The 14,694-nt window shown below is 66.9% G+C and carries 13 protein-coding genes; 7 read left to right on the top strand and 6 right to left on the bottom strand.

Going from position 1 to position 14,694, the window contains the following annotated elements; genetic code table 11:
* Both QOI01_RS25355 and QOI01_RS25360 read right to left on the bottom strand, forming a co-directional pair.
* Positions 1 to 772: AMP-binding protein (locus tag QOI01_RS25355; RefSeq protein ID WP_526385890.1), on the bottom strand; the 772-nt coding region annotated here is incomplete at its 3' end.
* 349 nt (positions 773 to 1,121) lie between these two features.
* Complete coding sequence (locus QOI01_RS25360; RefSeq protein WP_526385892.1) at positions 1,122 to 2,102, bottom strand: 4-(cytidine 5'-diphospho)-2-C-methyl-D-erythritol kinase; 981 nt, start codon at positions 2,100 to 2,102, stop codon at positions 1,122 to 1,124.
* Positions 2,103 to 2,297: 195 nt separating this feature from the next.
* Here QOI01_RS25360 and QOI01_RS25365 point away from each other — a divergent pair, with 195 nt between their 5' ends.
* Together QOI01_RS25365 and QOI01_RS25370 are read left to right on the top strand one after the other, a co-directional pair.
* Entirely contained in the window at positions 2,298 to 3,095 is a 798-nt protein-coding gene (locus QOI01_RS25365; protein WP_526385894.1) for a serine/threonine-protein kinase, read from the top strand.
* A gap of 89 nt (positions 3,096 to 3,184) precedes the next feature.
* A complete protein-coding gene (locus QOI01_RS25370; protein ID WP_526385896.1) occupies positions 3,185 to 4,714 on the top strand; it encodes an amino acid permease in 1,530 nt (509 codons plus the stop codon).
* Between the two features lie 38 nt (positions 4,715 to 4,752).
* Here QOI01_RS25370 and rsmA read toward each other — a convergent pair whose 3' ends face one another.
* The 3 genes from rsmA to QOI01_RS25385 form a co-directional block, all read right to left on the bottom strand.
* Positions 4,753 to 5,655, bottom strand: coding sequence for a 16S rRNA (adenine(1518)-N(6)/adenine(1519)-N(6))-dimethyltransferase RsmA (rsmA, locus tag QOI01_RS25375; RefSeq protein WP_526385912.1), 903 nt, complete (start codon positions 5,653 to 5,655; stop codon positions 4,753 to 4,755).
* The gene (locus tag QOI01_RS25380) at positions 5,652 to 6,779 is read right to left on the bottom strand and encodes a transglycosylase family protein (RefSeq protein WP_526385898.1); all 1,128 of its coding nucleotides are present in this window, start codon (positions 6,777 to 6,779) and stop codon (positions 5,652 to 5,654) included. Before QOI01_RS25380 ends, rsmA begins: the two co-directional genes overlap by 4 nt.
* A gap of 102 nt (positions 6,780 to 6,881) precedes the next feature.
* On the bottom strand, positions 6,882 to 7,721 hold the full coding sequence (locus QOI01_RS25385; RefSeq protein ID WP_526385900.1) for a TatD family hydrolase: 840 nt from the start codon (positions 7,719 to 7,721) through the stop codon (positions 6,882 to 6,884).
* An 18-nt stretch (positions 7,722 to 7,739) separates the two neighbouring features.
* Here QOI01_RS25385 and metG point away from each other — a divergent pair, with 18 nt between their 5' ends.
* The 4 genes from metG to QOI01_RS25405 all read left to right on the top strand — a co-directional run bounded on the left by metG (position 7,740) and on the right by QOI01_RS25405 (position 12,871).
* A complete protein-coding gene (gene metG, locus QOI01_RS25390) occupies positions 7,740 to 9,389 on the top strand; it encodes a methionine--tRNA ligase (protein WP_526385902.1) in 1,650 nt (549 codons plus the stop codon).
* 100 nt (positions 9,390 to 9,489) lie between these two features.
* Entirely contained in the window at positions 9,490 to 10,671 is a 1,182-nt protein-coding gene (locus QOI01_RS25395; protein ID WP_526385904.1) for an NAD(P)/FAD-dependent oxidoreductase, read from the top strand.
* On the top strand, positions 10,668 to 11,597 hold the full coding sequence (gene sigJ, locus QOI01_RS25400; protein WP_526385906.1) for an RNA polymerase sigma factor SigJ: 930 nt from the start codon (positions 10,668 to 10,670) through the stop codon (positions 11,595 to 11,597). Before QOI01_RS25395 ends, sigJ begins: the two co-directional genes overlap by 4 nt.
* 20 nt (positions 11,598 to 11,617) lie before the next feature.
* The gene (locus QOI01_RS25405) at positions 11,618 to 12,871 is read left to right on the top strand and encodes an aminodeoxychorismate synthase component I (RefSeq protein WP_526385908.1); all 1,254 of its coding nucleotides are present in this window, start codon (positions 11,618 to 11,620) and stop codon (positions 12,869 to 12,871) included.
* On the opposite strand, the gene rsmI is transcribed toward QOI01_RS25405, so the two are convergent.
* Positions 12,827 to 13,663, bottom strand: coding sequence for a 16S rRNA (cytidine(1402)-2'-O)-methyltransferase (rsmI, locus tag QOI01_RS25410; RefSeq protein WP_526385910.1), 837 nt, complete (start codon positions 13,661 to 13,663; stop codon positions 12,827 to 12,829). The genes QOI01_RS25405 and rsmI overlap by 45 nt on opposite strands.
* A 135-nt stretch (positions 13,664 to 13,798) precedes the next feature.
* On the opposite strand from rsmI, the gene QOI01_RS25415 reads away from it, so the two are divergent.
* A partial coding sequence (locus tag QOI01_RS25415) for a dolichyl-phosphate-mannose--protein mannosyltransferase (protein WP_526385914.1) occupies positions 13,799 to 14,694 on the top strand: 896 nt, incomplete at its 3' end.

A 14,694-nucleotide genomic window follows, 5' to 3' on the forward strand; every position in this document is an offset into this window, starting at 1 on the left:
CGTAGGCGAAGTTGGGCGCCGCGGTCATGGTGCCCTTGTACTTGTCGATGAGCTTGGCCCACAGCAGCGTGTCGCGCAGGAAGTCCATCGGCGTGACCTTGACCAGCTCGGCGCCGAAGTACATCGGTATGGTCAGGAAGCCGACCATGCCCATGTCGTGGAAGCAGGGCAGCCAGCTGACCATGACGTCCTTGGTGACGTCGTACTGGGCGCCGATGAACATCGCCTCGGCGTTCGAGTAGATGTTGCGGTGGGTGATCTGCACGGCCTTCGGCGACCCAGTAGATCCCGACGTCAACTGCATCAGCGCGAGGTCGTCCTCGTCGGTCTCGACGGGGTCGATCGGCTCGGCGGCGAGGAGATCGGCGATCTTGAGGACCTTGATGCCCTTCTCCTCCAGCACCGGAATGGCGACGAGGAAGGGCTCGGAGACGATGACCGCCTTGGCCTCGATCATCCCGATCACGTTCATGGTGTCCTCGGCCCACACGACCAGGTCGGTGCGAGGAGTGGGCTGGTGCAGCATCGTGAGACTCGCGCCGCGCATCCAGAGCGCCTGGGCGGTCGGAGCGATCTCGACGGGGAAGCCTGCCAGCACGCCGACGGTGTCACCCGGTCCGACACCGGCTCCGGCGAGGCCGCCCGCGATGCGCCTCGCCCGCTCGTGAACCTCACCCCAGGTGTGACGTACCGGCTCGTACGGCTCACCCGTTACCATGCCGGTGGTGACAGTCCGAGCGTTGCGGTACATCTTCTCGGTAAACCTGCTCACGACAACCTCCTGGGTCTGAGGAGCCCGGCGACGGCTCCACAGCCGACGCGCGCTTTTCCATGTTCCACCTGTTCGTGCGCGCCATACATGAAGGACGCGCACACGATTGGGGTGAGTTTTCGTATCGAAACGGTTGTTGAGGAGGTCGTGTCGCAGGCCTCCCGGAGAAGCCGCGACGGGTTTGCTCTGGCGATTCTCTTCCGTCCGACGGTACCGCTGTTGACACTCCCACCGTAGGCCTCGGCGGGAGAAGTCATCGCGTCGCATCCGTGACCGCTAGTTTTCACCGTGGATCATCTTAAGAGACTCTTAAGTAACTGCCAAACAAATCCGCGAATTGAGGCGTGGGTCACACCGTCCGCGGAGGCGCCGGGACGACGCGGGCGCCGTGCACCGGACCGCTCGCGGCTCGCACCGTCCGGCACACGCCCGCCCCCGCAAGTTGCGCGCCGACGTCGATTGCCGACTCCGCCGACGCGCACAGGAACGCGCACGTAGGCCCCGAGCCCGACACGATGCCCGCCAACGCCCCGGCGTCGACGCCCGAGCGCAAGGTGCGCCGCAACCCGGCGTCGAGGCTCAACGCAGCCGGCTGCAGATCATTGCCGAGAAGCGGCGCGAGCTCATGGGGATCACCGGATGCCAGGGCCGCGAGCAACGGTTCGGGGTCGTCCAGCCTGGCCGCCTGCTCGCGGCTGGTGTCGGCCCGCAACCTGTCGATCTCGCCGAAGACCTTCGGGGTGGACAGGCCGCCGTCGGCGAACGCCAGCACCCAGTGAAACGTGTTGCGGGCGAGCACCGTCGCCAGCTGCTCGCCGCGACCCGTCCCCAGCGCGGTACCGCCGTGCAGGGCGAACGGCACGTCGCTACCCAGCTCGGCGGCCAGGGTGTGCAGGTCCCGGCGTGGGACCCCGAGCTCCCACAGCGCGTTCATCGCCACCAGTACGGCCGCGGCGTCTGCACTGCCACCTGCCATGCCACCTGCGACGGGAATGGACTTGTCCATGGAGATGGCGACGTCGGGCGCACGACCGACGTGCTCGGCCATCAACTCGGCAGCTCGCCACGCGAGGTTGCGCCGATCCAGCGGCAGCGATTCCGCATCCTCATCGAAGCCCTCCCCCGACAGCTCCAACGACAGCACGTCGGCGTTGCGCACGGTGATCTCGTCGAACAGGGAAACGGCATGGAAGACCGTGGTTAGCTCGTGATAGCCGTCGCCGCGTCGATCGCCGACGGCGAGGTAGAGGTTGACCTTGCCAGGCACCCGAACGGTGACGGACCCAGTGGACACCCATTCGGTGGCGATGTCTCCGTCAGACCAGGGCACGCCACGACATTAACGTCGCCACGCGGCGACAGGTATGGAAGTGGTGAGATACCCCTCGTTGATCCCGCCGCTCGGCACCGCTGCCCGGTTACCACAGATTTACCACGCTAGTGTTTGCTCCGAAGGTGTGTCAAGAATCACAGCGACACCCTTCCCGTCCGGTGGCGACCGCGGCCGGACCCTACTGTGTTGAGGATGCTGGCCCCGTTGGACACGTTCGAGGACTACGTGATCGACGGCGTCGTCGGCCACGGCGGTTCCGCCGTCGTCTACCGGGCGCACCACGCGGCGGCACCCGAGATCCCGGTCGCCCTCAAGGTGCTCGACCCACACCATCGCGATCCGGTGCACATGGCGCTTCTGCTTCGCGAGTTCGAGTTTGCCAAGCGGGCCGCCCATCCCCACGTGGTGACCATGTACGAGTGCGGTCCCGGATGGTTGGCGATGCAACTCGTCGGCGGTGGGACCGTCACGAATCTGGACTCGCGACACGACCGCCTCACCGCCCTCGCCCATGTCGCAGGCGCGTTGGACAACGCGCACGTCAAGGGGATCGTGCACTGCGACGTCAAGCCGACGAACATCCTTGTCGCCGAACCGTTTTCCGACGGCGGCGCGATACTCTCCGACTTCGGCATCGCCCGTTCGATCGCCGGGGATCGAGACGGCAGGCCGACGCACGTCGAGGCCTCCCTGCCGTACGTGTCACCGGAGGTGCTGCGCGGCCACGCCCCGTCGGCGGCTTCCGATGAGTATGCGCTGGCGTGTACCGCCGTCGAACTCCTCACGGGTTCACCTCCCTTTACGGCGAAGACGTCGATGGCGTTGATGAACGCCCACTTGTACAGCCCCATCCCGCGGTATTCCCACTGGATCGATTGGATGCCGCGAGCGTTCGACTCCATCCTGGCCAAGGGCATGGCGAAGACCCCGGAGCTTCGTTATCAATCCTGCTCGGAGTTCGTCAGGTTGATCACCCACGCCATTGGGTGAGCATGCGATAACACCAGCAATACGTTTACTTAACTTGATCTTTACCGCCCACCGCCTCACTCATGCAAAGTGACAGCTAACTTCGGTAAATGACTACGGAATCCCCGGCAGCATATGACAATTCAGCGCTGGCCCACGAGGAAGAGGGCTACGACAAGGGTCTGAAACCCAGACAGCTGCAGATGATCGCGATCGGCGGCGCGATCGGTACAGGCCTGTTCATGGGTGCCGGTGGCCGACTCGCCAGTGCCGGGCCTGGCCTGTTCATCGTCTACGCGATCTGCGGCGTGTTCGTCTTCTTCATCCTGCGCGCGCTCGGCGAGTTGGTGCTGCACCGGCCGTCATCCGGATCGTTCGTCTCGTACGCTCGTGAATTCCTCGGCGAGAAGGCCGCTTACGTCGCCGGGTGGATGTACTTCTTCAACTGGGCCTGCACCTCGATCGTCGACGTCACCGCCATCGCGCTCTACATGCACTACTGGGGTGCCTTCGGAGCGATACCGCAGTGGGCGATCGCGCTGATAGCGCTCGTCATCGTGCTGAGCATCAACATGATCTCGGTCAAGTGGTTCGGCGAGATGGAGTTCTGGGCCGCCCTCATCAAGGTGGTCGCTCTGGTCACGTTCCTCGTCGTCGGGATCGTGTTCCTGGCTGGTCGGTTCGCCGTCGAGGGCAAGACCACCGGTCCGACGATCATCGCCGAGAACGGTGGACTGTTCCCAACGGGAATCCTGCAATTGGTGATCATCACCTCGGGCGTGATCTTCGCCTATGCCGCAGTCGAATTGGTGGGTACCGCGGCGGGTGAGACCGAGAACCCGGCGAAGGTCATGCCGAAGGCGATCAACTCCGTCATCTTCCGGATCGCGGTGTTCTACGTCGGTTCGCTGATCATTCTCGCCCTGGTGCTGCCCTACACCGCGTACAAGCAGGGCACCAGTCCATTCGTCACTTTCTTCTCGAGCATCGGCGTGCCTGCTGCCGGCGACATCATGAACTTCGTCGTGCTGACGGCGGCGCTGTCGAGCCTCAACGCCGGGTTGTATTCGACGGGCCGCATCCTGCGCTCGATGTCGATGAACGGCAGCGCGCCCAAGTTCACCGCGAAGATGTCCAGCAGGGGCGTCCCGTGGGCAGGCATCGCGCTGACGGCCTGCTTCACCGTGGTCGGCGTCTTCCTCAACCTGGTCGTGCCCGCAGAGGCCTTCAACATCGCGCTGGACCTCTCCGCACTGGGCATCATCGCGTCGTGGGCCACCATCGTGATCTGCCAGATCCAGCTCTACCGCTGGTCGCAGAAGGGCATCCTGGAGCGACCGAGCTTCCGGCTGTTCGGCACTCCCTACACGAGCTACGCCACCCTGATCTTCCTGGCCGCGGTAACCGTCCTGATGTGCTGGGAGAACATCTGGAATCTGATCGCCCTGGCCGTCATCATCCCGGCGCTGGTGGGCGGTTGGTACGCCGTCCGGGGCCGCGTGCTGTCGGTCGCGCAAGAGCGCATCGGAATCACCGGCAACTACCCGGTCTACGCCGAGACGCCGCTGCAGGACGAGTTCCTGGCCAAGGACGCGCGCGAGGCCGCCAAGCGGGCGAAGAAGACGGATGAAGAAGGCTAGCGAGGACGCGGGGTCGCGTGTGGTGAGCGTTGAGGCGCTCAGTACACGCGGACCTGCCCTTGCTCTTGCGGGGGCCGATCTTGCCAGCCCGAACGCTGCAGCAGCCTGACGAAGTCGGCGATGCCGAGAGTCTCGCCACGCCGGGCCGGGTCGATGCTCGCCGACAACAGCCGCTCCGCCGACTCGTTACCCGAGCCGGCCCACTCTGCGAACGCGTTTCGTGAGGTCTTGCGGCGCTGCGCGAACGCGATGTCGATCAGCTCGAACACCTTCTTGCGGAAACCGTCTTCGATGGACCATGGCGAGGTTTCGTAGCGGTCGATGCGCACCAGGCCCGAGTAGACCCGTGGAATCGGCCAGAAGACCGTCGGCGACACCATGCCGTGGCGCCGGACGTTGCCGTAGAAACGGACCTTGGCACTGGGCACCCCGTAGTCCTTGCCGCCGGGTTCGGCGGCGAGGCGCTCGGCGACCTCGGCCTGCACCATCACCATCACGGTGCGGATAGTCGGGAACTGGGCCAGAAGATGCAGCAGCGCAGGCACCGCGACGTTGTAGGGCAGGTTCGCGACGAGCGCGGTGGGCTGCTCTTCGAGATCCGACGGCATCAGATTGAGGACGTCGCTGTTGTAGACCGTCAGCCTGTTGATCTCGCTGTGCGAGTGCTCGGCGACCGTCTTGGGCAGCTGACGCGCCAGAACGGGGTCGATCTCGACGGCCGTCACGTTCGCGCCACGGTCGAGCAACGCCAGTGTCAACGACCCGAGGCCCGGACCCACTTCGAGGACCAGGTCATTGCGATTGACGCCGGACGCCGACACGATGCGACGGACGGTGTTGGCGTCGTGCACGAAGTTCTGCCCGAACGCCTTCCTTGGCCGGAACTCCAGCTCCTTGGCCAGATGCCTTATCTCGGTCCGCCCGAGAAGCCGAATAGTCAGCGCACACCCAACCTTCCACTACACACCGGCCACGCGCCCCAACCTTGGCGCGCCCGAGTTACCTCAGCAATCGCGATCTGCTCTTCCCTCGTAGCAAGATCAGCTCGCTGAGCATACCGCAATCCCCCGTTGCGCTCCCATGTGTTCTGGTCGAATTGGACGCCGCCGTAGAAGCCGTTGCCGGAGTTTATCGCCCAGTTACCTCCGGCTTCACACGTTGACAGGGAATCCCAGGTGGCTCCTTGAGTCACCTGAGGTACCTCGGTGCCGGGCTTCGCGCCGATCCGAACCAGGCCGTCACGGGCGGGATCGACGACGACATTGGCTACTGGTAACCTCCCCGTCTCCACTCCGTTGACGGTGGCGACGGCGTAGGTCACGTCCTGAGTGCCCGCCAGTCCCGGGTCCATGACGACCTGCCGGCTCATGTTCATCGTGACATCGGGGACCTGTACGTTCTCGGGCGCCAGAGGCACCCTCTGGGTCATCCTCGCGACGCGGACGCGGGTGACCTGGATCTGCATTCCGTCGATCACCGGCGAGCCGGCGGCGGGGACGACGGTGTCGCTCTGCTCCAGCGGTACCCCGGCCGCCTCGAGGAAACCGGCCACGTTGACCGCCGCGAGCCGAACCGTGCTGAGCACGCCGGCGTCGTCGATCTGGACGGTTCTCGCGCCCACTACAGGCAGTGACATGCCCCCGAGCGGAACGCGACTGCCGCGGGACGCCGCGGCGGGAGCGGTGTCGGTCATCGACAGCTGCTTGAGCGCCTCCTGGACCGTCGCCGCCGTCGTCCACAACTGACGGCTGTCCCGGCCGTCGACGGAGACCTGCAGCGGACGGCTTCGCCGGAGCACGATCGTCTCGGACTGTTCGACGGTGTCGTTGGCGGCCGGGAAAAGATCGTCGCGTTCACCGACGTCGAAACCGTTCTCCCTGACGACGTCGATGATGTGCGACTTCATGGTCGCCACCGTCACCGACTGACCGTCGACGCTCAGTGTCACGGTTTTGTGCGCACTTACCGCGTAGCTGCCAGCAAATGTCAGCGCGACGAGCAGGGTGGCCACCAAGAGCCGCAAGTGAGGCGAGCGCGCTTCATGGAGCTTGTGCAAGAAATTCAAGAACTCTTTCCCGACTGTCGGATCGACGACGAACGAACATTCCGGGCCGACCACATGTATTACAAAACGGTAACGAAAACCCCTCGTGGCGGCAATTCGCGGTCACCTGCGGAATCCGTAGGTCCGGGTGGCGTTCTCGGAGGTCTCTCGGGCGAGATCGGCGGCGGGTCGACCCACGACCTCGGCCAATGCCCGCACGGTGTACGGCAGGCAGTACGACTCATTCGGTGCCCCGCGGAAGGGATGGGGCGTCAGAAACGGCGCGTCGGTCTCGACCAGGAGTTGCTCCGGCGGGATCAGGGTGGCCGCCTCGCGTAGGTCTCGCGCATTGCGGAAGCTGACGGTGCCGGACAGGCTGAGCAGCCAACCGGCATCGACGCAAGTGCGTGCCATTGCCGGTCCCGACGAGAAGCAGTGAAAGATCACGGTGTCGGGGGCGCCCTCCGCAGCTAAGACGTCGAGCACCGCCGCGTCGGCATCGCGGTTGTGGATCATGAGCGGCTTTCCGGTCCGCTTGGCGAGGTCGATGTGCCACGCGAACGCCTCGCGCTGCTCTGCGGGCTCCGCGCAGCCGTCCAGTTTTCCTGGCCAGTACAGGTCCATGCCGGTCTCCCCGATCGCGACGACGCGATCATCGGCGGCGAGCCGTTCGATCTCGGTGCGGGCGGCGTCGGTGAGCGCATTGGCGCGCGTGGGGTGCAGGGCCACCGCGGCGTAGACGCGTGGATCCCACTCCGCGGCGCGGACGACCCAACCGGCGGATTCGAGATCGTCGGCGATCGTGACGACGGCCGACACCCCGACGGCCTCGGCCCGGTCGAGGATGGCCCGCACGTCGTCGGCGTTGGACGCCCCGCACGCATCGAGGTGAGTGTGCGCGTCGACCAGCGGTGCGAGCGGCTTCGGGGCTGGCGGCGGCTCACGGCGGGAACTCACGCCCACACCCTAAGGTGATTTCCGATGGCTGACTCAACCCCCGGCGCGGGGACGCGCACCCCAGGAACCTCAACCCCCGGCGCGCCGTACTACGTGACCACCGCGATCGACTACCCCAACGGGGAGCCGCACATCGGGCACGCGTACGAGAAGACCGCCACCGACGCGATCGCGCGGTTCAAGCGGCTCGACGGCTTCGACGTCCGTTTCCTCACCGGCACCGACGTGCACGGATTGAAGATGGCACAGACGGCGGAGAAGGAAGGCATTCCGACCGCGGAGCTGGCGCTGCGCAACTCGGACACCTTCCAGGCGATGCAGGAACGGCTCAACGTCTCATTCGACCGGTTCATCCGCACCAGCGACGCCGACCACGTCGACGCCTCGATCGAGATCTGGAATCGGATGAACGCCGCGGGCGACATCTACCTGGACTCGTACTCGGGCTGGTACTCCGTGCGCGACGAACGCTTCTTCGCCGACGACGAGCTCGAGGAGCGCGCCGACGGCATCCGGTACTCCACCGAGACCGGCACACCGGTCACGTGGACCGAGGAGCAGACCTACTTCTTCCGGCTGTCGTCGTACACCGACAGGCTTCTCGCGCACTACGAGGCGCATCCCGATTTCATCGGGCCCGACGTCCGGCGCAACGAGGTGGTCAGCTTCGTCTCCGGCGGACTCCGCGACTTGTCGATCTCACGCACCACGTTCGACTGGGGCGTGCCCGTGCCCGACCATCCCGACCACGTCATGTACGTCTGGGTCGACGCGCTCACCAACTACCTGACCGGCGTCGGCTTTCCCGACACCGGCTCGGAGGCCTTCCGCAAGTACTGGCCCGCCGATCTCCACATGATCGGCAAGGACATCATCCGGTTTCACGCCGTGTACTGGCCGGCGTTTCTGATGTCAGCCGGAATCGAGCTTCCGCGAAGGGTTTTCGCGCACGGGTTCATCAACGTCAAGGGCGAGAAGATGAGCAAGTCGGTCGGCAACGTGGTGGACCCCATCGCGCTTGTCGACGAGTTCGGCGTCGATGCGGTGCGTTATTTCCTGCTCCGCGAGGTGCCGTTCGGCCAGGACGGCAGCTACAGCGAGGAATCGATCATCAGCCGGATCAACACCGATCTGGCCAACGAGTTGGGCAATCTGGCGCAGCGGTCGTTGTCGATGGTGAACAAGAATCTCGGCGGGGTCGTGCCGCAGCCGGGCGACCGCACCGACGAGGACACCGCGCTGCTGGCCCACGCCGACGGGCTCTTGGAGACGGTCCGCGTTCACTTCGAGGTGCCCGCGATGCATCTGGCGCTCGAGGCGATCTGGCTGATGCTCGGCGCTGCCAACCGCTACTTCTCCGCGCAGGAGCCGTGGGTGCTTCGCAAGTCGTCTTCGTCTGAGGACCAGGAGCGGTTCGGCACCGTGCTCTACACGACGCTCGAGGTGGTGCGCATCGCTGCCCTGCTGATCCAACCGGTGATGCCGGAGTCGGCGGCCAAGCTGCTCGACCTGCTCGGACAGACTCCCGACCAGCGGGAGTTCGGCTCGGTGGGCACCCGGCTGGCGCCTGGGATCAACCTGCCCGCACCGACGGGCGTGTTCCCCCGTTACATCGCCCTACCCGGCACCCCCTCAGCCGAGGCGTTCGGCACACCGACAACCACCAAGGAGTGAGCTGCGCCACGTTCGGCGCAGGAGTGTCACACTTCTCCGCACAGAGGTGTCTTGAGGTCAGACCGGCTCACCGGAGCCGCACCACCTCAAAGGAGTTCTCGTGGCCAACAAGACCGACGTCGTCGTCATCGGTGGCGGATACGCGGGCGTGATCGCCGCCAACCACCTTCGCGTCGACGGCGACATCGCCATCACGCTAATCAATCCGAGGCCTGAGTTCGTCGAGCGGATCAGGTTGCACCAGCTCGTCACCGGGTCCGACGACGCCGTGGTCGACTATGCCGAGGTACTCGCGGCCGACGTCCGGCTGCTCGTCGACACCGCCGAGCTCGTCGATGCCGATGCGCGCACGGTCACCCTGGGCTCGGGGGGCAGCGTGGGCTACGACTACCTCGTATACGCCGTGGGCAGCACCGGCGCTGCGCTGAACGTCCCTGGTGCGGCCGAATTCGCCTATCCGATATCGGAGTTGGAGCATGCGCAGCGATTGCGCGCAGCCGTGGCCGGGGTACACCCCGCGGCTCCGGTGGTGGTCGTCGGCGCTGACCCGACCGGAATCGAGACGGCCACCGAACTCGCCGAGGAGGGCCGGGCCGTCGCGCTCGTGTGCGGTGAGGTGCTCGGGCCCTACCTGAGCGAGTCCGGCCGCCGGTCGGTGGCCAAGCAGGTGAAGAAGCTTGGCGTCACCGTTCTAGACGGGCCGGGCGCAAAGGTCGTCGAGGTGCGCAGGGACTGCGTGCTACTGGCCGATGGCCGGGAGCTGCCCAGCGTCGTGACCATCTGGACCGCCGGCTTCGGCGTGCCCGACCTCGCTGCGCGCAGCGGCCTGGCGACCGACGCGATCGGGCGGCTTCTGACCGACGAGACCTTGACGAGCGTCGACAACCCGTACATCGTCGCCGCCGGTGACGCCTCGGCACCGTCGAATTCACCGCTGCGGATGAGCTGCCAGGCGGCACTCCCGCTCGGCGCTCAAGCCGCGAACACCGTGCTGAGCCGCATCGCAGGCACCCCGCCCGAGGTGGTGAACCAGGCGTTCACCGGCCAGTGCATCAGCCTGGGCCGCAAGGCGGCCACCATTCAGCTCGCACACCTCGACGACCGCGTGCTGCCACTCTTCATCGGAGGCCGTGCCGCGGCGACGATCAAGGAGGCCGTCTGCACGGGCACCGTGTCCTTCATGGCGAAGGAGGCGCGAAAGCCGGGTTCGTACTTCTGGCTCAAGGGCGGCAAGCGGGCAGAGCGCCTGTCGGTGGCCGATCAGGTGGCTCCGGTCCGATGACCGCCGCGCCGGGAGACGAGCACGCCGAGCGGTTCACCGGCCTGCGGCCGCTGCTGTTCACGATCGCCTACGAGATCCTGGGCACCGCAACGGAATCCGACGACGTACTCCAGGAGAGTTATCTGCGGTGGGCCGAGGTGGACCTCAGCACAGTCCAGGACACCAAGGCCTATCTCGCGCAGCTCGTCACCCGGCAAGCGCTCAACGCCCTACGCGCCCAGGCCCGCAGGCGCGAGGAGTACGTCGGGCCATGGCTTCCAGAGCCGCTTCTCCTCGACACCGCCGATGCATCGTCGGACGTCGTTCTCGCCGAATCGGTGTCGATGGCGATGATGGTGGTGCTCGAGACGCTCAGCCCCGACGAGCGTGCGGTGTTCGTCCTGCGCGAGGTATTCGGCTTCGGTCACGACGAGATCGCCTCGACGATCGGCAAGTCCACGGCGGCGGTGCGTCAGATTTCGCATCGCGCCCGTGAGCACGTGCAGTCCCGGCGGAAGCGGTTCGAACCCGTGGACCCAAGGCGGTCGCTCGAACTGACGGCACAGTTCTTCGCCACGGCGTCGACGGGTGACATCGACTCGCTCATCACGATGCTGGCGCCCGACGTCGTCTGGACCGCCGACAGCGACGGCAAGGCCAGCGCCGCCCGCAGGCCCGTCGCCGGGGCCGGTCCCGTGGCCCGGCTCATCCTCGGGCTTCTGCGCTTCGCGGGCGACGAGGGCCGCGTGGAACCCGCGTTCTATAACGGCGCGCCCGCGCTGGTGCTGTACCTCGGCCAGAGCCTGGAGGGCATCATCTCGGTCGAGATCACCGACGGTTTGATCACGCACTTCTACGCCATGCGCAACCCCGAGAAGCTGGGCGGCGTCAAGGTCACTCGGGAGATCTCCCGCGGAGCGACGCTTGCGGAGCGACAATCGACCTGAGCGCGTGACAAGCTGGGGCGGTGCGGATCGAGCGGATCGCGTTGGCGCGCAGTGCCCCGGAGGTGCTGCGCGCCGTGGCCGCCGCGACGAGGCGTCTGGAGTTGCCGCCGCCAGGCGCGCTGACCGGCGACTGGTTCTCCTCGCGTGCGGTGATCGCACCGAGCGTCGCCGTCGAACCCGTCGACGTCACGGGCGTTTTCGATGCCGGACCCGGCGCGCGCAGTGCCGCGATCGGCGGCGGGTGGATCGGCTACCTGTCCTATCCCGATGCCGGACGCGACGGCTCGGGCCCACGGATCCCCGAGGCGGCCGGAGGCTGGACGGACGACGTGCTGCGCCAGGACGTCAGCGGAAATTGGTGGTATGAAAGCCTTTCCGGGGCATCGGCACCGGACTGGTTGAAGGACGCGCTGGTCGGCGACGTACCGTCGTCGGCATGCCACGTGGAGTGGGGTGAGGCTGACCGCGCCGGGCACCGTGCAGGCGTGCTGGCCTGTCTCGACGCGATCACCGAAGGCGAGGTGTACCAGGCGTGTGTGTGCACCCAGCTCACCGGGAAGGTGACGGGGTTGCCCATCGACTTCTACGCCGATGCCGTCGCGCGCACCGCACCTGCGCGGGGGGCATTCGTCGCGGGAGCGTGGGGCGCGGTCGCCTCGCTGTCACCGGAATTGTTCCTCAGCCGGGTCGGCGACACGATCACGTCGAGCCCCATCAAGGGCACCCTGCCGCTTGACGAATCGCCGTCGGCGCTGCGCGAATCGGTCAAGGACGTGGCCGAGAACATCATGATCGTAGACCTGGTCCGCAACGATCTCGGCCGCGTCGCCGTCACGGGCTCGGTCACCGTGCCGGAGCTTCTGGTGGTGCGCCGCGCACCGGGTGTGTGGCATCTGGTGTCGACCGTCACGGCACGCGTCGGCCTCGACGTGCCCATGCCGACGATCCTGGATGCGACGTTCCCGCCGGCGTCGGTCACCGGCACGCCGAAGGGCCGGGCCCGCGAGCTGCTCGCGGCGTGGGAGCAGACCCGGCGGGGAATCTATTGCGGTTCGGTCGGTTTGGCGTCACCGGTCGCGGGCACGGAGATGAACGTCGCCATCCGAACCGTCGAGTTCGACGCCGCGGGGCGTGCGGTACTCGGCGTCGGCGGCGGCATCACCGCCGACTCGGATCCCGACGCGGAGTGGCGCGAATGCCTGCACAAGGCGGCGCCGGTCGTGGGTCGGTTACTGCCTGGCACGCACGACCGCGTCGTACAGCTCACGCCGTGACGGCGCACCCGGGTTGTCGGCGATCACCTCGGCGCAGGCGTCCTTCACTCCGGCACCCGCCTCGACCAACTCGTTGACCTCGGCGACCAGCGTCTCCAGGTCGGCACTGGGCTCGGCGCCCGCGACCACGACGGTGATCTCGCCGAGCACGCCGTCGGCGGCCCACGCGGCGAGTTCGGCCAGCGTGCCGCGCTTGACCTCCTCGTGGGTCTTGGTCAGCTCGCGGCAGACCACCGCCAGCCGGTCGGGCCCGAGCCGGGCGGAAGCGTCGTTCAGGCACTCGGCGAGGCGTCTCGGAGACTCGAAGAACACCCACGTACGTCGCTCGCCGGCCAGCGTGGCCAGCCACGTCAACCGCGCGGAGTGCTTGCGCGGCGCGAACCCCTCGAAGCAGAAGCGGTCCGACGCCAGACCGGACACGGCGAGCGCCGTCGTCACGGCCGAGGGTCCCGGCAGGCAACTGACGGTCAGTCCCGCCTTCGCGCACGCGGCGACCAGGCGATAGCCCGGATCGCTGATCAGCGGCATGCCTGCGTCGCTCACCACCAGCACCGTCGCCCCCGACTCGATCTGCTCGACGAGCCACGGCACCCGGGCCGCCTCGTTCTGATCGAAGAAGCTGACGACCTTCCCCGCCGGGGTGACGTCCAGGGCCTGCGCCAGCGCACGGACGCGCCGGGTGTCCTCAGCGGCGACCACGTCCGCACTGCCCAGCGCCTCGACCAGCCGCGCAGAAGCGTCGCCTGCCTGGCCCAACGGAGTTGCAGCCAACAGCAGTCGCCCGGGTGTCACACCGAACAGAATACGATCGCCCGTGTGACCGCCCCGCCCATCGAGCCCGACGTGGCAGCCGAGAGAGAGCGCTCGGTCCCGGTGATCAGCCCAGGCCCGCTGGTGCCCATCGGCGACTTCGGGCCCGTCGACCGGATGCAGGGCTGGGCGATGACGTCGGTGATCATGGCGCTGGCGTCCATCACGCGGTTTCTGAACCTCGGGTCGCCCACCGATGCGGGCACGCCGATCTTCGACGAGAAGCACTATGTGCCGCAGGCCTGGCAGATGCTGGGCAACCACGGCATCGAGGACAACCCCGGCTACGGCCTGGTGGTTCATCCGCCGGTAGGCAAGCAACTGCTCGCGATCGGCGAGGCCCTGTTCGGCTACAACGGGCTGGGCTGGCGCTTCTCGGGCGCGGTGTGTGGCGTCGTCCTGGTGGTGTTGGTGGCACGGATCGTCCGTCGGATCGCCAGGTCGACGCTGATCGGCGGCATCGCGGGTCTGCTGATCATTGCCGACGGCGTCAGCTTCGTCTCCGCGCGCACCGCCCTGCTGGACATCTACCTGACGGTGTTCGTGGTGGCGGCGTTCGGGGCGCTGATCGTCGACCGCGACCAGGTGCGCGAGCGGATGCACGACGCCTTGCTCGACGGCCGCATCGGCGCTACGCCGTGGGGGCCACGCCTCGGCGTGCGGTGGTGGCGCTTCGCTGCGGGCGTGCTGCTCGGCCTGTCCGTGGCGACGAAGTGGTCCGGCCTGTACTTCGTCCTGTTCTTCGGCGTGATGACCCTGGCGTTCGACGTGACCGCGCGACGGCAGTATCGCGTGCCCAGACCGTGGCTGGGCACGCTGCGCCGCGACGTCGTCCCTGCGGTGTGGGCGTTCGGCCTGATCCCGCTCGGCGTGTATCTCGCGTCATATGGGCCGTGGTTCGCCTCGGAGACCGGGGTCGACCGGCACGAGGAAGGTGACTCCTTCGCCGGCGGCGGCTTGATGCCGGACGCCATCCGCTCGCTGTGGCACTTCACCTACGGCGCGTTCAAGTT

It is taken from the genome of Mycobacterium sp. (genome assembly GCF_032162605.1).
Taxonomy (GTDB): domain Bacteria; phylum Actinomycetota; class Actinomycetes; order Mycobacteriales; family Mycobacteriaceae; genus Mycobacterium.

Excerpts from the sequence above, each read along its gene's own strand:
- QOI01_RS25365 (WP_526385894.1), top strand. The coding sequence starts at position 2,298 with ATGCTGGCCCCGTTGGACACGTTCGAGGACTACGTGATCGACGGCGTC.
- QOI01_RS25370 (WP_526385896.1), top strand. The coding sequence starts at position 3,185 with ATGACTACGGAATCCCCGGCAGCATATGACAATTCAGCGCTGGCCCAC.
- metG (WP_526385902.1), top strand. The coding sequence starts at position 7,740 with ATGGCTGACTCAACCCCCGGCGCGGGGACGCGCACCCCAGGAACCTCA.
- sigJ (WP_526385906.1), top strand. The coding sequence starts at position 10,668 with ATGACCGCCGCGCCGGGAGACGAGCACGCCGAGCGGTTCACCGGCCTG.